General features: G+C 54.8%; 13 protein-coding genes. 12 read left to right on the forward strand and 1 reads right to left on the reverse strand.

Going from position 1 to position 19,969, the window contains the following annotated elements; translation table 11 throughout:
• Nucleotides 1–113: 113 nt before the first annotated feature.
• The 8 genes from ET464_RS01330 to ET464_RS01365 all read left to right on the forward strand — a co-directional run bounded on the left by ET464_RS01330 (nt 114) and on the right by ET464_RS01365 (nt 14,358).
• Nucleotides 114–8,495, forward strand: a complete 8,382-nt coding sequence (locus ET464_RS01330; protein WP_129437580.1) for a glycoside hydrolase family 94 protein — start codon at nt 114–116, stop codon at nt 8,493–8,495.
• Between the two features lie 217 nt (nt 8,496–8,712).
• Nucleotides 8,713–9,102, forward strand: a complete 390-nt coding sequence (locus ET464_RS01335; RefSeq protein ID WP_129437582.1) for a GntR family transcriptional regulator — start codon at nt 8,713–8,715, stop codon at nt 9,100–9,102.
• Complete coding sequence (locus ET464_RS01340) at nt 9,102–9,800, forward strand: ABC transporter ATP-binding protein (RefSeq protein ID WP_129437584.1); 699 nt, start codon at nt 9,102–9,104, stop codon at nt 9,798–9,800. The genes ET464_RS01335 and ET464_RS01340 overlap by 1 nt, the downstream gene beginning before the upstream one ends.
• On the forward strand, nt 9,797–10,513 hold the full coding sequence (locus tag ET464_RS01345) for a hypothetical protein (RefSeq protein WP_129437586.1): 717 nt from the start codon (nt 9,797–9,799) through the stop codon (nt 10,511–10,513). Before ET464_RS01340 ends, ET464_RS01345 begins: the two co-directional genes overlap by 4 nt.
• A 172-nt stretch (nt 10,514–10,685) precedes the next feature.
• Nucleotides 10,686–11,681: a Gfo/Idh/MocA family protein gene (locus ET464_RS01350; protein ID WP_129437588.1), complete on the forward strand. Its 996-nt coding sequence runs from the start codon at nt 10,686–10,688 to the stop codon at nt 11,679–11,681.
• Between the two features lies 1 nt (nt 11,682).
• A complete protein-coding gene (locus tag ET464_RS01355) occupies nt 11,683–12,633 on the forward strand; it encodes an AraC family transcriptional regulator (protein ID WP_129437590.1) in 951 nt (316 codons plus the stop codon).
• Nucleotides 12,634–12,658: 25 nt separating this feature from the next.
• Nucleotides 12,659–13,738, forward strand: coding sequence for a Gfo/Idh/MocA family protein (locus tag ET464_RS01360; protein WP_129437592.1), 1,080 nt, complete (start codon nt 12,659–12,661; stop codon nt 13,736–13,738).
• Between the two features lie 158 nt (nt 13,739–13,896).
• A complete protein-coding gene (locus tag ET464_RS01365; protein WP_129437594.1) occupies nt 13,897–14,358 on the forward strand; it encodes a zinc ribbon domain-containing protein in 462 nt (153 codons plus the stop codon).
• A gap of 178 nt (nt 14,359–14,536) precedes the next feature.
• On the opposite strand, the gene ET464_RS01370 is transcribed toward ET464_RS01365, so the two are convergent.
• Nucleotides 14,537–15,442, reverse strand: a complete 906-nt coding sequence (locus ET464_RS01370) for a helix-turn-helix transcriptional regulator (protein ID WP_129437596.1) — start codon at nt 15,440–15,442, stop codon at nt 14,537–14,539.
• Nucleotides 15,443–15,715: 273 nt separating this feature from the next.
• Between ET464_RS01370 and ET464_RS01375 the strand changes: the two genes are divergently transcribed.
• The 4 genes from ET464_RS01375 to ET464_RS01390 are packed head-to-tail and all read left to right on the forward strand — an operon-like array spanning nt 15,716 to nt 19,874.
• Complete coding sequence (locus ET464_RS01375) at nt 15,716–16,861, forward strand: LLM class flavin-dependent oxidoreductase (protein WP_341869726.1); 1,146 nt, start codon at nt 15,716–15,718, stop codon at nt 16,859–16,861.
• A gap of 21 nt (nt 16,862–16,882) precedes the next feature.
• Complete coding sequence (locus ET464_RS01380; RefSeq protein ID WP_129437598.1) at nt 16,883–18,157, forward strand: ABC transporter substrate-binding protein; 1,275 nt, start codon at nt 16,883–16,885, stop codon at nt 18,155–18,157.
• 1 nt (nt 18,158) lies between these two features.
• On the forward strand, nt 18,159–19,037 hold the full coding sequence (locus ET464_RS01385; protein ID WP_208543878.1) for a carbohydrate ABC transporter permease: 879 nt from the start codon (nt 18,159–18,161) through the stop codon (nt 19,035–19,037).
• Between the two features lie 21 nt (nt 19,038–19,058).
• Nucleotides 19,059–19,874 (forward strand): carbohydrate ABC transporter permease, encoded by an 816-nt coding sequence (locus ET464_RS01390; protein WP_129437600.1) that lies wholly within the window; start codon nt 19,059–19,061, stop codon nt 19,872–19,874.
• The last annotated feature ends 95 nt before the right edge of the window (nt 19,875–19,969 follow it).

Consider the following 19,969-nt stretch of genomic DNA (forward strand, 5'->3'; position numbering starts at 1 on the left):
ATAAATCATAAATCGGCTAGAAGTTGGGAACATTTAGTTAGGGATTCTGTTTTTCTGTTTATTATGTGGTATCGCTTTCCATCAAAGCGGACACTTTTTCTATTAGGGGACCTATGATTCCAACCGTTGAGCAACTAGAACAGCAAGCCCGCGAGCTGGCTCTTATACATCTTCCTGCACGTGCTTCCATGAAAGCAAGCGACAGGGTTAAGCGGGAATTCCGCCAAGATATGTCTGCATTAGGCGCATTTGCAGCGGAATTAAAACAAGCCGATTCTTCCGCTTTTCAGCCGGCAGAGCAATGGCTTACCGATCATGCCGATTTTATTGAGAGCGAAGCATTCGCCGTTGAAGACGGCTTCTCGCAAAAATTCGCCCGCCGGTTAATCCGGTTAAAGCCGGACGGCGATTTGCGCGCTTTGGACATTTGCCATGAGTATATCCGCAAAACCGACGGCGCGTTCGATATGGACAGCTTCACCCGCTACATAAACGCCTATCAGGATGTGTCGACACTTACCATTGCCGAAATTTGGGCGATGCCTTTTATGCTGAAAATTGCCGCTATCCGCAGGCTGTCGCTCTTAATGGGCGAGGTGCGGGAGCGGAGGCAGGCTTGCCTGAAGGTGGAAGCGCTGCTGGCCCCTTTTGCCGAAGGGAAAAAAAGCCCCGACGCCGCAGCAATAACCGAAGCGCTGGAACAAGCCGGCGAACAGATGCCGCTGCCCGCTGCCGTTATCGTTCATCTGGCGAGCCAGCTGAACGAATGGGCTGACGAAGCGGGCGAGGTGCGGGAGTGGCTGTTGTGCCGCCTCGACAATGGCGCGGAAAGCTTAAACAAGCTGGTGCTGTACGAGCATCAGCTGCAAGCCTCCTTTGAAGTGACGGCGGGGCAGCTCGTGCAGACACTTCGAATGCTGACTCGTTCGAACTGGACGGCTCCGTTCGAACAAATGAGCATCGTCGAGCGGACGCTGCGCGAAGAGCAGGCGGCGACTTATTCCGCCATGGACGAACGAAGCCGCCAGACATTGCGCGGCCGTGTTGAACGGCTGGCGGCCCGGTATGGCGTGCCGGAGGCGATGATTGCCGAGCAGGCGGTGAAGCTTGCAAGAGACGGCCAGCTTGCATACGAAGCGGGTGAACAACAAGGCGAAGGCGGTTTGCCGCCTAGGCAAGCTTATGCAGCGTATTATTTGCTTGATCCGGCAGGCATCGTAAACCTGAAAGCATCGCTGCGGGAATGCAGCGTGCCTGGCAGGCTGCGCGGAGAAGTGAAGCTGCTCCCGGGCATTACCGCTTATTTGAACTGGACGGTTGCGTTATTTGCTGTATTGCTTGCTGCCGGCGCGTGGGCGGCGGCTGCAGCCCATCAAGGGCCGATGGGCGTAATTGCGTGGTGCGCGGCGATTGTGACGCTGGCTTTGCCGGTAAGCGATTGGGCGGTTACGGTCATGCATGAATCGATTTGCCGATTGTTTGAATCCAATCCGCTGCTGCGCTATGACTACGCCCGCGGAATTGATGCGGATGCCGCAACCATTACCGTCATTCCGGTCATCTGGTCCAAGGCAGAGGATGTGCTGGACACAGCGGACCGGCTTGAGCTTCATTATTTGGCGAACAAAGATCCGAATATTTCGTTTGCGATATTGGGCGATTTTGCCGATGCGGCTTCTGAAGTTGCTGATTCCGACGAGGAAATCAGGCAGACGGCAGTCAATCGGATTCATGAGCTGAACCGGATATACGGTAATGCGGAAGCCGGAACCGGCCCGTTCCTGTTATTCCAGCGCAAGCGCGTCTGGAATGAGTCGGAAGGAGCCTGGATCGGCTGGGAGCGCAAGCGCGGCAAGCTCGTTGAATTTGTGGAGCTGCTGCGCGGCGGCGAAAATACGAGCTACGACTGCACTGCAGGCGACTGCTCGTCGCTGAACCGGTTCCGTTATGTCATTACGCTGGACGCTGATACGGAGCTGCCGGTTGGCGCGGCGCAGCGGATGATCGCGACGATGCATTTGCCCTACAACCGGGCGCGGCTTAATGAAACGGGCACGCGTGTTGCGGAAGGCTACGGCGTGCTGCAGCCGCGGGTTGGCGTCAGCTATCAGGCGGTATCGCGTTCGCGGCTTGCCCGCTTATGGTCGGGGCGGCCGGGCATTGACCCGTATGCGTTTGCGATGTCTGATCCGTATCAGGATGCGTTTGGGCAAGGCATCTTTACAGGCAAAGGGATCTTTGATATTAATGCGTTCCGGCAGGTGCTCAGCAGACGTATTCCGGAAAATCGCGTGCTCAGCCATGACCTGCTGGAGGGCGGATTTCTGCGCGGCGGCTTGTTGACGGATATCGAGGTTGTCGACGGCCACCCTGCAACGTTTCAATCGTACCAGCAGCGGATGCATCGTTGGGCGCGCGGCGACTGGCAGCTGGTGTTATGGCTCCGCTCCCGGATGGAGGACCGCGACGGCAACCGGCAAAAGGTGGATCTCGGCGGTTTGACGCGTTACCAGATTGTCGACAATCTGCGGCGGAGCCTGATGCCGATCGGCATCTTCGCGTTGCTTGCTGCCGGAACATTTATCGGCGGCGGAGCGGGAATAGTGTTATTTGCAATTGGCCTTGCTACGCTGGCAATGCCGTTCATTCGCACACTGTTTGATATAAGACGGGTCATGCGCAAGCCCGGCACGCTGCTGACGGCGCTTGGTCAGTCTCTAATATCGCTTGTGATGCTCCCTTACCAAGCGTTTCTTATGGCAGATGCGGCATTAAGAACGTTATACCGGATCAGCCTTACCAAAAAAAAGCTGCTGGAGTGGACCAGCTCTGCCGAAGTGGAACGGAACGGGCGGACCAACCGGCATTCCCTTCTTTTTTATTGGCAAGGGCTTGCCGCAACCGTGCTGTTCAGCATCATTGCCGGCTTGTACGGCAGCGGGATAGCGCTGGCGGCAGGGCTTGCCGCCGCAGTGTTGTGGCTGCTTGCTCCCGCGTTTGCTTCCTGGCTGGACGGATCGCCTGCGGCTGAATACGGAAGTGAGCTGTCCCATGACGAGCAGCTCCATTTAAAGCAGCTTGCGGCGCAAATCTGGGCATATTATGAAGATTTCGCAGTGGAGGGAGAACACTGGCTGCCGCCTGATAACGTCCAGATCGATCCGGCCGTCGGCGTTGCACACCGGACATCGCCGACCAACATCGGCTTGATGATGGCCTGTACCGTTACGGCCAGAGATTTTGGATTTATTGAGACGGAAGGCATGCTGGACAGGATCGAACGGACGCTTTCAACCATTGAGCAAATGGACAAATGGTCGGGTCATCTGTACAACTGGTACGACACACAGACGCTGCGCCCGCTGCCGCCGCTGTATGTATCTACGGTGGACTCCGGCAATTTTGTCGCCTACCTGGTTGCTGTTCGGCACGGCATTGTGGAATGGGCGCGCCGTGACAGCGATGCGGAGACGGAAAGCGGCAAACGGCTGGCCGCGCGGGCCGAAGCCATTGCCGCGCGGCTGGAGGCGGTTATCCAGGCGACAGATTTCCGTCCGCTGTACGACGAAGCGGCCGGCTTGTTTACGCTTGGTTATCACGCGGCGCTCGACCGGAGGGAAACGATTTTGTACGATTTGCTTGCCTCGGAAGCAAGGCAGGCCAGCTTCCTAGCGATTGCATTCGGGCAAGTTCCGGCTTCCCACTGGTTTAAGCTTGGACGCACGATGACCAAATCGGGGCGGTTCAACACGCTGCTTTCCTGGTCCGGCACAATGTTTGAATTCCTAATGCCGGCGCTGCTTATGCGCACGTACCGCAAGACGGTCTGGAGCAGCACGTACCGCGGCGTCGTAAACCGCCAAATTCAATACGCGCAGCAGCGCGGTGTTCCGTTTGGCATATCGGAATCCGGCTATTACGCGTTTGACTATCAGATGAACTATCAATACCGGGCGTTTGGCGTGCCGGGTTTAGGCTTCCAGCGCGGGCTGGAGAACGATCTGGTGCTGGCTCCTTATGCGGCCGTTATGGCGCTCGCCGTCGATGCAAGGCAGTCGATTCAATCGCTCAATCAAATGGAGAAGCTGGGCGCGAAAGGAAAATACGGCTATTACGAAGCGATTGACTTTACCGATGGCCGGCTCCCTGCCGGGGAAAAATGCGTGATCATCAGCAGCTTTATGGCGCATCATCTCGGCATGAGCCTGCTGACGCTCGGCAATGTGCTGCTTCCGTTTACGATGATTGACCGCTTCCATGCGGATAAACGGGTGCAGGCAGCGGAGCTGCTGCTGCAGGAAAGAGTTCCTGAGAAGCCGGCAATCATTAAAAACGGCTACAAGCCGATCCCTGCCCGCGAAGCGGACAAAGCAGCGGGCGGCTCGCGTATTCCGCTACGGGAGTTTGACAAGCCTGCTCCGCAGCCGGAAGTATGCGTATTGTCGAACGGCTCGTTCACCAGCGTCATCTCGGATGTCGGGGGCGGATACACAAGCAGCGGCGGCATTGCATTGTCCCGCTGGCATGAAGACCCGGTTGCGGAAGCGCCCGGTTCCTGCTTCTATATCCGCGATGTGGCGGCCGGCAAAGTATGGTCGCCATCGTATGAGCCGTGCCGCACGCCGGCCGACCGCCAGAAGGTCCGTTTTGCACTGGATAAAGCAAGCTTCGAACGGCTGGACGGGCAAATGGAAACGATGCTGGAAATATGCGTGCCGCCGGAACATAAAGCCGAACTTCGCCGGCTGACGCTGACGAATACCGGATCGGAAACCCGAATTATTGAAGTGACGGGTTATATGGAGCTTGCGCTTGCTCCGCCAGCTGCGGATGAAGCCCATCCGGCCTTCAGCAAATTGTTTGTGAAGACGGAATATGACGCCGCTTCAGAAAGCTTGCTGGCTGTCCGCCGGCCGCGTACGTCGAAGGAGCCGCCCATCTGGGCAGCTTATTCGATGTCGGTCGGCTGCGAGTCGCTTGGCCCGCCGGAATATGAAACCGACCGGGCAGGCTTTATCGGGCGGGGCCATACGCTGGCCAGCCCGGCAAGCCTGGAATGCAAGTTGTCCGGCACGGTTGGCGCGGTGCTGGACCCGTCGTTTGTAATGCGCCGCCGATTGTCGGTCGCCCCCGGCGAGTCCGTCCAGCTGTACGCTGTGGCGGGTATCGCGGCAAGCCGCGAGGAGGCGCTTGCCATTACGGCGGGCGTGTGCGGAGAGCGCCAAGCCGAGCATGCGTTCCAGCTTGCCTGGACGCACAGCCGCATCGATTTGCGGCATCAGCACTTGACTGCGCTGGAAGCGTCGGATTTTCACGCGCTGGCGGGACGGCTGCTGTACCAGTCGCCGCTGAAAAACGAGCGCGCGGCCAGCATCGCCGCCAACAAGTCCGGCCAATCCGGTTTATGGCCGCTTGGCATTTCGGGCGATCTGCCGATTGCCGCCGTCTATATCGCCGACCAGTCGCAGCTCGCTTTTGCCACTAAAGTGCTGACCGGCCATGCTTATTTGCGGCGCAAAGGCATCCGCTTCGATCTGTTGTTTATGATTGAAGAAGCGGCAGGGTATTACCATCATTTGCAGGATGCGATCCGCAAAGCATCCGAGCAGACCGGGGACGGCTCAACCGGCCCCGGAGCTGTGTTTTTTGTGAATGCGGACAGTATGACGGAGGAACAGCGCCATTTGCTGACGGCGGTCTGCCGCGTATCGCTGCGCGCCGACGGTCCAAGCCTCCGCGCCCAGCTTGGCGCAGGCGGGCGCCGGAAACCGGCGGATGCGGCAGCCGGCGCGGAGCCGGCCGCAGTTGAAGCAGCATCAGCTGCGGGCGCTGCAGCTGATGAAGGCGAAGCCGCAGGCGGCCGCACGCAGCGGCAGGATACGCCCGCCGCAGCGGACAATAAAGCGGATTCGGCGCTGCCTACAATCGAAGGGCTGCCGCCGTCCTTCCGGCTGCTTCCGGAGAAGAAACGAACCGCTGCAGAGCTGCCGGCTTCGTTCAAGCCGGATTCGCTGCTTATATACAACGGCTGGGGAGGTTTCGCCGAAGACGGTCGGGAATACCGGATCGCGATGCATGGCGGCAAATATTTGACCGCGCCTTGGAGCAATGTGATCGCGAATCCGACGTTTGGCACGCTGGTCACCGAGCTTGGCACCGGCTATACCTGGTGGCGCAACAGCCGCGAGTTTAAGCTGACGCCATGGTCCAATGATCCGGTGCTGGATACGCCGGGCGAAATTTGCTATATCCGTGACGAAACGAACGGCCGGATCTGGTCCGGGGCTCCGGCGCCCGATCTGGGAGACGAAGCCTATGAGGTGTCGCATGGCTTTGGCTATACGAGGTTTAACCGGCGGACGAACGGGTTCGCCCAGCAGATGACCGTCTATGTCGACAAGGATGAGCCGGTCAAATTCGTGCTTCTTGAGCTGCACAACGAAACGGATGAGGAGCGGGAACTGTCCGTCGCTTATTACACCAATTGGGTGCTTGGCGTCCGGCGTCAAGGCAACGCGCCGTATATCGTATCGGAGTGGGATGAAGAGACCGGCACGCTGCTGGCGCGCAACAGCTACCAGGAGACGTTCCGGGACGGCACTGCATTCCTGCATGTGCTGGCCGATGAGCCGCAGCCCCGCCTGTCTTATACGGCGAACCGGCACGAGTTTATCGGCCGCGGCAGCTCGATCGCCCGGCCCTCCGGCATGGAGGCGGATGAGCTGTCCGGCGCGACCGGCGCATACGCTGACAGCTGCGGAGCGGTCCGGTTAAAGGTAAACGTAGCTCCCGGCGAAACGAGGAAGGTTGCGGTCTTGCTTGGGGCAAGCGGCTCCAGCGAACAAGCGCTGGCGCTCGTCCGCAAATACGGGAGCATAGCCGGCTGCGAGCAGGCGCTTGCCGAGATGCGCAGCTTCTGGGATGAAACGCTCGGCCAGATCCAAGTGGCAACGCCTAGCAAGGAGCTGGATTTGATGCTGAACGGCTGGCTGCTGTATCAGGCGCTCTCTTGCCGGATCTGGGCACGGACGGGCTTCTACCAAGCTGGCGGCGCGTACGGCTTCCGGGACCAGCTGCAGGATTCGCTGTCGCTGCTCCATGCCCGGCCGGAATTGACGCGCAAGCAAATTGTCCTTCATGCGTCGCATCAATACGAAGAAGGCGATGTGCAGCATTGGTGGCATGAAGAAACGGAGCGCGGCATCCGGACCAAATATTCCGACGACCTGCTGTGGCTGCCTTATGCCGTGGCAAGGTATATCAAGCATACGGGCGACAGCTCGGTGCTTGAGGAGCGGGTGCCGTATTTGACCAGCCCCGTTCTGACCGAGGAGGAACATGAACGGTACGAAGCGACCACGTTGTCAGCGCATACCGGCACCGTATACGAGCATGCCATTCGCGCCATTGAAAAAGCGTCTCGTTACGGCGAGCACGGCATGCCGCTGATGGGCATCGGGGACTGGAACGACGGGATGAATTCTGTCGGCGACGAAGGGCGAGGCGAAAGCGTCTGGCTCGGCTGGTTCCTGTGCGATGTGCTGCGCAAGTTCAGCGAGGTGTGCGAGCTTAAGGGCGATGCCGGGCGGGCGCAGGAGTACCGCGAGCGCCGCGATACGATTGCGGAAGCGGTGAACCGGAGCGCCTGGGACGGCGAATGGTTCCGCCGGGCGGTTACGGACGAGGGCGCTTGGCTTGGCTCTTACCGCAACGAGGAATGCCGGGTGGACGCCATTGCGCAGTCCTGGTCTGTTATATCGGGAGCAGCGCCGCTTGAGCGGGCGCGCCAGGCGATGCGTTCGTTCGACCGCGAGCTTGTCGACCGCGAGCTGTCTGTCGCGCGGCTCCTGACGCCGGCATTTGACAAAACCGATCCAAGCCCGGGTTATATTCAAGGCTACCCGCCGGGCATCCGCGAGAACGGCGCCCAATATACACATGGCGTTATTTGGAGTATTGTCGCTTGGGCGGAGCTGGGCGAAGGGGATAAAGCGGCGGAGCTGTTCCAGCTGCTGAACCCGATCAACCACGCGCACAGTGCGGGCGATGTCCGCAAATACGCCGGCGAGCCGTACGTTATGGCCGCAGATGTCTACACGGGCGAGCCGTATAAGGGAAGGGCCGGCTGGACCTGGTACACCGGGGCGTCCGGCTGGATGTACCAAGCCGGCATTGAATGGCTGCTTGGCATCCGTCGGGAGCAGGATAAGCTGACGGTGAATCCGGCGGTTCCTGCCGGGTGGGAGCATTATTCATTCCGGTACCGTTATGGCCGCTCGGTTTACGAAGTCAAAGTTACGCTGCGGGGCGCTTCCGCCCAGGTACTGCTCGATGGAGCGGCTGTCAGCCATGAAGCCGGCGGCTTGTACATTCCGCTGAAAGATGACGGCCAAACGCATCAGGCGGAATGGATTATTCCGCATCCGGCTTTAACAGCTGCGGCTCCGGCTGCCGCCGGCAAAAGAGAAGACCAGGCTTCCGTGCCGGCACGTTAACCGTTTGGCGCATACATCCCCAAAAAGCTGCTGCTTCCGGCATTTCGCCGCGGGGCAGCAGCTTTTTTCTTATGGGGGAGCGGCCTATTTACACACTTTTGACATTAGTGTACTATTTAACTATAACACTAGGACTGATTAAGCGGAAAGGCAATACGCTTCCCGTCCGTGAGCATGCGGACGGTTCGTGAAGCCGGCAAAGGAGTTGACTTCGTTTATGGCTGATCAGTTTGACAATCATCTGCCCATTTACATGCAAATTATGGATCTGATTAAGAAAGATATCATTTCCGGCCAATTAATGCCGGGCGACAAAATCCCGTCCGTCCGGGAACTGGCCGCAGAGCTGCAAATTAACCCGAATACGATTCAGCGGGCGCTTCAAGAGCTGGAGAGGGAGGAAATTGTGGAGTCGAAACGCGGAATGGGCAGATATGTGACGGGCGACCAAGCGAAAATTACAGGGCTGAAAAAAGAAAAAGCCGGCGAGCTGCTGAGCCGGTTCGTGCAAGGCATGCAGGAGCTTGGCTTTCACGGAGCGGATATTGTCTCCATTGTTGCGGGAGCGGTTCAGCCCGGGCCATTGAATGACAAGGAGGGTTTGTAATGGAGCCGATCTTGGAATTGGAGCAGGTTACAAAAAAATACGGGCGCAAAAAGGCGCTTGACCGCGTAACGCTGCGGCTGGATAAAGGGAAAATCATCGGGCTGCTCGGCAGCAACGGCAGCGGCAAAACGACGCTGCTGAAGCTTGCGGCGGGCATTGCTTTTCCGACATCAGGCAAAGTGCGCATCGGCGGAATCGACGCCGGCCTGCAGACCAAATCGCTCGTGTCGTTCCTGCCTGACCAGTCTGTGCTGGAATCCTGGATGCGCGTGAAGGACGCGGTTCGTTATTACCGTGATTTTTACCCGGATTTTAAGGAAGAGAAAGCGCAAAGCATGCTGGAGTTTATGAAGCTGCAGCCGAATGACCGGGTTACCGCTTTGTCCAAAGGGATGCGGGAGAGGCTGGAAGTTGTGCTGGTGCTTTCGCGGAGCGCCCGGCTGTATTTGCTGGATGAGCCGATCGGCGGCGTGGATCCGGTAGCGCGCGGCAAAATTTTGGACGCGATTGTGCAGTTTTTTGACGAGGACAGCACACTGGTTGTCTGCACGCATCTGGTCAGCGATATGGAGCGGGTGTTCGATGAGGTTGTTTTTATCCGGGAAGGCGAAATGATTTTGCAGGAAGAGGTGGAGTCGATCCGCGTCAACCGCGGGCTTAGCATCGACGGCCTGTACAAGGAGGTGTACGGAGAATGATTAAGCTGCTGAAATATGACTGGAAACGGAATATGGACGGCGTCTTGTCCACTTTGGGCATACTGATTGCGATTCAAATCGTGCTGCCGATCGTTTGGGAGTGGCGTAATTGGGATTCGGACACACGGATTACGCTTGGCGGAATCGCTTATATGGCAGTCGCTTTTGCTTTGTTTGCTTCGGCTTGCCGGACGTATGCTTACGGCTTGACACGCATTCACCGGAGGCTGCTCCCCGTGCATCCGGCCGCGGAGTTTGCCGCCCCTCTTCTGCTTGGAACGCTGTATCTGGTTGTGCTTGCCCTTATCGGAATCATTCAGATTGGATTGACCGGTGTCGTCCATTTGGAGGGTGTCGGCGGTTCAGAGATTTTTAGCGCAATAGCAGCCTTTGTAGTTGGAGTCGTATTTTCATACAGTCTAGTATTCGTTTGCATAACTGTGGCCTGCAGTATCCGCTGGAAGCAAAGGACGCTGATTGGCGTCGCGCTGTTTGTTGCGCTCATTAATTTAAATTCTTATATAACGGATGCGCTGTTTAGCAGCAGTACCGCGTTTACCGGCGGCGTAACGTTTCGTACTAATACCAGTACGGTTGTTATCGAACCGGGAAGTTTCCCGCATATCGGCGGAGATTTGCTGCTGAATCTCGTGTTCGCCGTCTTGTTTATGGCCGTATCGGTCGCTCTGGTGAAAACAAAAGTGGAGATTTAATTCATCAAACCGTGGTTTACGGGCTTGGCAGCAACCCCGTAAACCACGGTTCTTTTTTTAAATGTCGCAATTCTATAGTTAACATGTCTGTTTTTTGTATAAAAGCAACGTCCATCCTATGGTATTCTAATGGCGTACTGTCATAATAGTATACAAAAGGAGGCAGACCTTCATGCTGCGTATTGGAAAAATCAGCTATTGGCATGTTCACGCATGGGATTATACCAAGCAAGCACAACAACATCCGGATACGGAAATCGTCGCCGTATGGGATGAGATAGAGGAACGGGGCAAGGAAGCTGCAGCTAAAATCGGTGCCGAATACATAAGCCGTCTGGATGATCTGCTCGCAAGAGAAGATATTGACGGGGTAATCGTAGATGCGCCAACATCGATGCACCGTGATGTCATAACGGCTGCCGCACGCGCAGGCAAGCATATTTTTACGGAAAAAGTATTGGCCCCTACTTTAAAAGAAGCAAACGAAATTATGCAGGCGGTTCATGACAGCGCTGTCAAGCTGACCGTTTCGCTGCCGCGCTTGAATGATGATTATACCGTTGCCATCCGCAAGCTGCTGGAGGAAGGCGTGCTGGGGCAAGTTACGCTTGTGCGTGTCCGGTTGTCGCATCATGGCGCGACGGCAAACTGGCTGCCGGAGCACTTCTATACCCTGGAACAAACGAGAGGCGGCGCGCTTATTGATTTGGGCTGCCACCCGATGTATTTGACCCATCTGTTCCTGGGAGAAGCTTCTTCCAGCGTAACCGCGCAATACGGTTATGTAACCGGCAAACAGGTGGAAGACAATGCGGTAGCCGTGCTGCAAGGTAGCAGCGGAGCAATCGGCATTGCAGAAGCCGGCTTTGTAAACGCGCATTCGCCGTTTACAATTGAAATTCACGGTACGGAAGGCACGCTGCTGTATGGCACGCCGGAAGCGAAGCTGCTCCTTCGTTCGAACAAGGCGGATCAGGAAGGGTGGCAGGAAGTGGCGCTGCTTGCCAAACGCCCGTCGGCGTTTGACCAATGGGTAGGCCATATCCAGCAGGGCACGACGGCAGACGAGAATATCCGCCTGGCGCTTGCCTTGACCCGCTTGATGGAAGCTTCGAACCGATCCGTAGCGGAAGGCCGGCTTATTCGTCTGGAGGATCTGGAAGCATAAGATGAGCGTCTTTTTGTATGACGCCATGCGGGAAAAGCCGGATGCGCTGGAACGGCTTGATTTAAGGTTCACATGGGGCGGCTATGAGATTCGCGTATTGCGGTTTCATCTGGTTCATTTTCATGCCGGAAAAATTATAACCGCCCATAAGCATGATGAATTTGAGTTTCATTTTATTCCGCGGGGCAAAGGCAAAGTCACCGTCGAAGAACAAACGTATAAGCTTCGCGAAGGGATGTTTTATTTGACGGGGCCGGGCGTCGTCCATGCGCAGGAGGCCGATTCGGTCGAAGCGATGGATGAGTTATGTCTGCATGTCGATATCCTCCCGCTTAAGACGGATTTAAACGTCGCCGACAGCCTGGAAAAGATGGAAGCGGATGAATGTATCAACCGTCTCAAGCAGCTGCCCAAATATCCGGTTATGGATGTCAATCACGCCATGCCGTGCTTTTTGCAGGCTTATGAAGCATGCATGGACAATAAGGTAGGCTCCTTTACAACGATAAAGCATTCGCTTGTGCAAATATTGCTGCGTTCCGTTCTTTCCTACGATACGGGGGATAACGGCGCCAGCATAGCCGGGCTTCCGGCGCGGGATATGAAGCAATACCGCTACAAGCTGGCGCTGCAATTCATGAGGGCTAACTACGCCGGCACTTTAACGCTGGAAGATTTGGCGGACCGGCTGAACATCAGCTCCCGTCAGCTGCAGCGCATCTTGAAGGACCGGCATCCGGACAAAACGTTTTCCACGCTGCTGGAAGATATCCGGCTTGAGGCGGTGTGCAGCAGGCTGGCCCGAACGACGGACTCCATCGAGGAAATAGCTTTGTCCGAAGGGTTCTCGAGCGGCAATTATTTGCATCTGGTGTTCCGCAAAAGGCTGGGCATAACGCCTAATCAATACCGGCTTAAGCATGCGGCGGAAGAGCAGATGCAATGGGATTGATCAAACTATTTAGGAGGGTTTTTGAATGGCAACTCATAAAATCGGAATTATCGGCTGCGGCGGCATTGCGAACGGCAAACATATGCCCAGCTTAAAAAAACAAAAAAATGCGCAAATGGTTGCATTTTGCGATATTATCCCGGAACGCGCAAGCGCCGCTGCTGAAGCTTACGGCGTGGAAGGCGCGGAAACCTATACCGATTACCGCGATTTGCTGAAGGATCCGGCGATTGAAATCGTGCACGTGTGTACACCTAACGATTCCCATGCGGAGATTGCCATCGCTGCGCTTGAAGCAGGCAAACATGTGATGTGCGAAAAGCCGATGGCCAAAACGGCGGAAGACGCAAAACGGATGGTTGAGGCGGTGAAACGCACCGGCAAAAAGCTGACGATCGGCTACAACAACCGTTTCCGCCCGGACAGCCAGCATTTGAAAAAGATTTGCGAAGCCGGCAATCTTGGCGACATTTATTATGCGAAAGCGCATGCTATCCGTCGCCGTGCCGTGCCGACTTGGGGCGTATTCCTGGATGAAGAAAAACAAGGCGGCGGCCCGCTTATTGACATCGGCACACACGCACTTGATTTGACGCTGTGGATGATGGACAACTACAAGCCAAAAGTAGTGCTTGGCAGTGCGTTCCACAAACTGTCGCATAAAGAAAATGCAGCAAATGCATGGGGCCCTTGGGACCCGGCTAAGTTTACGGTTGAAGATTCTGCATTCGGCATGATTGTAATGGAAAATGGCGCTACGATCGTGCTGGAGAGCAGCTGGGCGCTGAATACGCTGGATGTGCGCGAAGCGCAATGTACGCTGAGCGGTACGGAAGGCGGCGCCGATATGATCAACGGTCTGCGTATTAACGGCGAAGAACATGGCCGCTTGTATACGACGGAGGTTGATTTGAAAGCCGGCGGTGTTGCATTCTACGACGGCGTGACGGAAAAAGATACGGATCTGGAAATGCGGCTGTGGCTGAAAGCGATTGAAGAGGATACCGAACCGGTTGTTACACCGGAGCAAGCGTACGTCGTATCGCAAATTTTGGAAGCCATTTACGAATCCGCACGTACGGGCAAAGCGGTTTATTTGGACTAAATTCGCCGGTGTAGTTAAATAGAAGCATTTTATGAATAGATTCCCCTTTAGGTAGACGGTGTGTCAAAAACACGGTAAAGTTTACCTATAGGGGATTTTTTGTATGGATACGGAAATAAGCTCACTACATCATCCACGCAGGGAGGAAATGCACAACCATGAGCTTTATGGATAAAGTGAAGGCAGGAGTGGCCGAAGCCGGCAGTAAAGCTAAAACCGTCGTTGAAATCAATAAATTGAAAATGATCAATATTTCAAAGCAAAGCAGCATCAATCAGGCGTATCAGGAAATCGGGAAGCGGGTGTTTGAGTTTGAAGAGAAGGGCCTTGGCCTTCCGCCGCAGGATATGCTGGAGCCGTACATGAACCGTGTCCGTCTGCTTAAGCTTGAAATCGAGCAAAACGTGCAAAAAATGGCTAACTTGTCCGTTACCAAAAAATGCAGCAAATGCGGCGCATCCGTGCATATCGAGGAACGGAAATGCCCGAAATGCGAAGCGGCGTTTGAAATTATTGATGTGACCGATTATGAGACGGTCGGATACGAAAGCAGCATGAAATCCGTAGCTCACGCCTTTGGCTCCGGCGAAGAAGAACCGGACGGCGGGGAGAAGCGCTAGAAACGGCAGGCGCATCGGTCCGGCAGCATGGATGGAGTGCTGCCGGACCGTGCCGTGACCGTCCCGGATTCGCCTGCCTCCAGGATTGCCTTCAGCAGTAATACTTTCCCCGGTTCGCTTACGCTCACTATTTTTGGTTGAAACCATTTTCCGGTTTGACCCCTCTATTCCAGCCCTCCTATAGCGGGTTGTCCATAATGGACGGCGGGGCAATTGCCCCATCCGCCAGACCTTGCCGATAACGGTTCGGTGACATCCCTTGCAGCTTCTTGAACGCCCTCGAAAAAGAAAATACGTCGGGATACCCAACAGATTGGGCGATTTCGCTAATTTTATAGTTCGTTTGAAACAGAAGGAGCGTAGCTTCCTTGATTTTTAAATATTGGATGTATTGGACTGGCGATATTCCGTAAGCTTTACGGAATTGCTTGCTGAAGTGGGTGCGGTCGACCCCCACATTTTGCGATACCTGATCTACAGTGATGCCGTCGTTATAATGAATGGACAGAAACTCTTTTCCTTTCACCAGCCAATCGGAATTGTAGGAGGCGGCATGATCCGTTTCGTCGGACAGATGGGATACACGATCAAATACGCGGTAGAAAAGGCTTAGCCGCTCCAGGTCGGTATGATGGGTCTCGCCTTTGCTGACAACCTCCGCAAGCTGCCACAGCTCGCTAATGGCTTCTTCGGTCAGAATGCCTTGCCGGTGCGGCTGATGCGCATACAGCCCGGCCCGTTCCAGAAGCTTGAGCGCCAATTTTCCGTCAAAGGCGATGAACAGTTTCTTAAGCGGTTTTTCCGGATTCGTATAATATTCGTGGGTGACCTGCGGAAACAAGCAATACATGTCGTTCGGGCGAAGCGGATAAGTCCGCCCATGCTGAATAAATGTGCCTTCGCCTTCAAGCACAAAGATCAGGTAATAGTAAGGACTAATGCGCGGGCCGATATGGTAATGGGGTTTGGCTATATTATGGCCGAGGCGTACCGGCCAGGCGGCTCCTGCCATTTCGAAGGGAGTCGGGTTTAAAAAATAAATTTCAAGAAATTCATTATGTTCTTCTTTCAGGTTCGGGCGCATCTGTAACAGCCGCCTTTCTTAGTCTAAATATAAGTATTCCGCTGGGAAAAATATAACATAAAAAAGAAATGAACAACACCACAAAATGACAAAAAACAGTCCACGCAAAATGACATTGCTTGCAGGTATGCGCACCTAGTATGATGCTTATGTACATTATTCACAGTAGTTTTGTTGGAATTACTTGACCGGATATCTGGAAAGCGTGGCAATGAGCGCTCGTTGCCGTATATAACAAAAAGGATGCTCTGCGTCCGATAAGAAAGGAACTTGATGATGAGTCAACTCGGTTCAAGCGTGCAGATCGGCTGGTTTATCCCGACAACGGGAGATGGAGAATTTATCGGCATTCCGCCGCAAAGAAAACCGACACAGGAATATGTGACACAGGTCGCGGTTGCTGCGGAGGAAGCGGGATACGAGCTGGTGCTTATTCCTACCGGAGGAGATTGTCTCGATTCCTGGGTGGTCGGTTCGTGGGTAGCTTCCCGCACTCGTAACTTAAAGACGCTGGTCGCGATGCGGCCGGGGCTGATGAGCCCGGTTTTATCGGCAAGGATGGCGGCAACACTGGATCAACTGTCCGAAGGGCGCGTGCTCATTAACGTTGTGGCCGGCCACTATAAAGAAGATTTGAAAGCGACGGGCGACAGGCTGTATAACAGCCATGACGACCGTTACGCCCGGACGAAGGAATTTATGGATATCGTCAAAGGGGTTTGGCAGCACTCTTATGATGAAGCGCAGCCTTCCTTTGATTACAATGGCAATTATTATGAGCTGGAAGGCGGTACCTGCAAGCCGGAAGTATTCCAGCGCCCGCATCCGCCGCTTTATTTTGGCGGCAGCTCGGAGGCCGGCAAACGGACAGCGGCGGAAATCGCCGATGTGTACCTGATGTGGACGGAGCCGCTGGAATGGATTAAGGAACAAATCGCGGGGATGCAAGGTTATTTGAAAGAGCTGGAGGATACGAAAGGCATCCGCCGGGAGTTGCAATACGGCATCCGCGCGCAAGTGGTCGTCCGCGAGACGGAACAGGAAGCATGGGAAGCGGCTTGGAAGATTATTAGCAAGGTAGATCCGGAAACGCTGGATGAGCGGGCTAAACTCCATGCCGGCAGCGACGCGGTGAACCAGAAGCGCCAGATGGAGCTGTGGAGCCAGTCGCAAAAAGAAAATTATATGATCGGCCCGAACCTGTGGTCGGGACTGACAGCGATTCGCGGCGGCGGCGGCGTTGCTTTTGTTGGCACCCCGCAGCAAATTACGGACAGGCTGCTTGAATTTGTAGACGCGGGCGTAAGCACGTTTATTTTGTCGGGGTACCCGCATCTGGAGGAAGCCGAAATTTCCGGCAAACTGCTGATGCCGCTGCTCCGGAGCAGGCTGGCAAATCATGTACCAAACCCAAATTAACGAAACAGGAAGTGATGATAGATGAAAAAGGCGTTTCTTCTTCCCCTATTGGCAGCACTCCTAATATCGGTGCTCGCTGCATGCGGCTCGAACGAGAACGATAACAGCTCCAATTCCAGCTCAGATTCAGGCAAAAGCGGCAAGAAAGTAACGATCAGTTTTGTTCACTGGCGGGGAGAAGACGTAAAGGTCTTTGATTCGCTTATTGCAAAATTCGAAGCGGAGAACCCTAATATCAAAGTTGAACAGCAGGTATACCCTTCCGACCAATATCAGACGACGGTTCAAGCGAAGTTGACTGACGGTTCGGTTGGCGACGTGTTCGCGTCGTTCCCCGGCGCCCAATTCGAGGCGATCTCGAAGGCCGGTTTGTTTACAGATCTGACAGGCGAATCGTTTGTCGCCAACTATACGCCTGCGCTGATCGAAGCGGGGCAAAAGGACGGCAAGCAGCTTGCCCTTCCTTACCAGCTGGTGTACAATATGCCGATTTATAACGTTAAGCTGTTCGAGAAATACGGCATTGAAATTCCGAAAGACTGGGACAGCTTCCTGGCGATGGCGGAAAAGCTGAAGCAAAACGGCATCATTCCGATTGCGTTCCCGGGAGCGGACATCGGTCCTGGCCAATTCATGAACACGATGGTGATGAACAACGCTACCGACCCGGAAATTTTCACGAAGCTGGAAGCCGGCGAAACGAAGCTGACCGACGAATGGTGGGTTAAGACGCTTTCGCAGTTCAAGGAATTAAACGACAAGGGGTATTTCCAGCAGGATGCTCTTGGCACCAAGGATCAAGGCGCAGGCGCTTTGTTCGCACAAGAAAAAGCGGCTATTCTGGCTACTGGTTCGTACCAGCTGGCACAAAACAAAAAGAACAACCCGAATCTGGAACAAGGGCTGCTTGCTCCGATTACGGTTTCGGCTGATCAAGCCGTTTACGAAGGCATTCATACAACGACGTTTATGCTGGCGGTGAACAGCAAGTCGAAGCATCCGGAAGAAGCGAAAAAATGGATCGCATTTTTGAGCGGCGCAGAGGCTGCAGGGGAATATGCGAACGGAACCGGCCAAAATGTGACGGTTAAAGATGTGCAATACACAAGCGAGGAGCTTCAAGCGGTATCGGAATGGACGACGAAGAAAACACGCTTCCAGCCTCGTTATACGATTACCAATTCGGAAATTCAAACGGCTGTGACGAACTCGATTCAAGCGGTGCTTGGCGGAACATCGCCTGAACAGGCTGCAAAGGATGCGCAAGCAATCGTCGATCAGCAGCTGGGCAAATAAGATGAAAAACCGGAAATGGACGCTGCTGCTGTTTTTTGCGCCGGGAACGATCTTGTATCTCGCGTTGTTCGTGTATCCGACATTATCCGGCTTTTATTACTCCTTTACGGACTGGGACGGCTTATCGCCGTCCTACAGCTATGTCGGGCTGGATAACTTTAAAACGCTGAGCGAGCATATCGTATTCCGCAAGTCGCTGGTCAACAATTTGAAATTTATGCTGGCCGTTGTCATCTGCCAAACGGTCATTTCGCTTATTCTTGCGCTCATGCTGCAGCGTAAGTCCAAGCTGTCCGCGGCGCTCCGCTCGCTTTATTTTGTGCCCACCATACTGTCGTCGGTATCGGTTGGCTTCATTTGGACGTTTATGTATGATCCGTCGCTTGGATTGTTGAATGGAACGCTGGACAAGATCGGGTTATCCGGCTTCACGCAAAACTGGCTTGGCAACATGCAGATTGCGATCTTCTCGCTGGCGGCTGTTCAGGCGTGGGCGCATATCGGGCAGATGGTCATCCTGTTTGTGGCGGGGCTGCAAGGCATTCCTCGCGAACTGCTGGAGGCGGCCAAGCTGGACGGCGGAACGCGGCTGCAGGTGTTTCTCCGCGTCACATGGCCGCTGCTGGCTCCAGCCGCTGCTGTCGTTGTCTCGTATACGACGATTCAATCGTTTAAAGCGTTTGATCTTGTATTTACGATGACGAACGGCGGGCCGGCTTATTCGACGGAAATTTTGTCTACCTTTATATACAATACGGCATTTACGAATTTCAAGTTTGGGCTGGCTTCCGCCGGGTCGATCTTTTTCCTGATGCTGATTGCCATCATTACATGGCTGCAGTTCCGGGTGATCCGCACGGACCGCGCGTCTTATTCATAACGTAAGAAAGGAGAATGGCCTATGCTGCTGCGCCTTACCGGCAGAATCATCCTGCTGCTGTTTACAATCGCGATCATTGCGCCGCTTTTGCTCGTCGTGTTCACGTCGTTCAAGACAACGCCGCAGTTTTTTGCGGATCCGATCGGCTTGCCGCCTTCATTGTCATTTCACAATTATGCTTCCATCTTCGAAGGGCAGCCGATGCTGCGTTACTTCGGCAACAGCATCTACGTTACCGCCGGTACCGTTCTGCTTGAGCTGCTGTTTGCGGGCATGATCGCCTTCGCCATCATCCGTTCGGGAAAAAAAACGGGCGCGTGGATGCAAGCATTGTTTGCGGCCGGCTTGATGGTGCCGGCGCAGGTGAATATGATTCCGATCTATAAGTTTATAAAAGAGCTGGGATGGACGAACAGCCTGACCGGACTTATGGCGGTTTCCATCTCGACGCTGCTGCCTTTGTCGGTATTTATGCTCGCTAATTTCATGCGGACGCTGCCGAAGGAAATTTTAGAGGCTGGTTCCATTGACGGGGCTGGCGAATGGCGCCTCATGACGCGTATCGCGTTTCCGCTATGCGCTCCGTATTTAGCGGCGACCTCGGCGTTTCTGTTCGTGATCGTTTGGAACGATCTGCTGTTCCCGATGCTGCTGGTGTCCGGCAAACAGCATTTGACGCTGCCGCTTGCTTTGCTGCAGTTCCGGGGGGAATATACAACGGATTACCCGATGTTGCTGACCGGTGTCGCAGTCGTATCGCTTCCTTTAATAGTAGTCTTCGTATTCCTGCAGCGGTATTTTATTTCCGGGGCAATGGCCGGTTCGCTAAAAGGATAACAAGAGTAAAAACACCCCTAAAACAGGCTTGTGGTTCACACATTCGTGCGTCCATACTAAGCCCGTGTTAGGGGTGTTTTTGAACTGGCTGCGGC

The organism is Paenibacillus protaetiae (assembly GCF_004135365.1).
GTDB lineage: Bacteria > Bacillota > Bacilli > Paenibacillales > Paenibacillaceae > Paenibacillus_AP > Paenibacillus_AP protaetiae.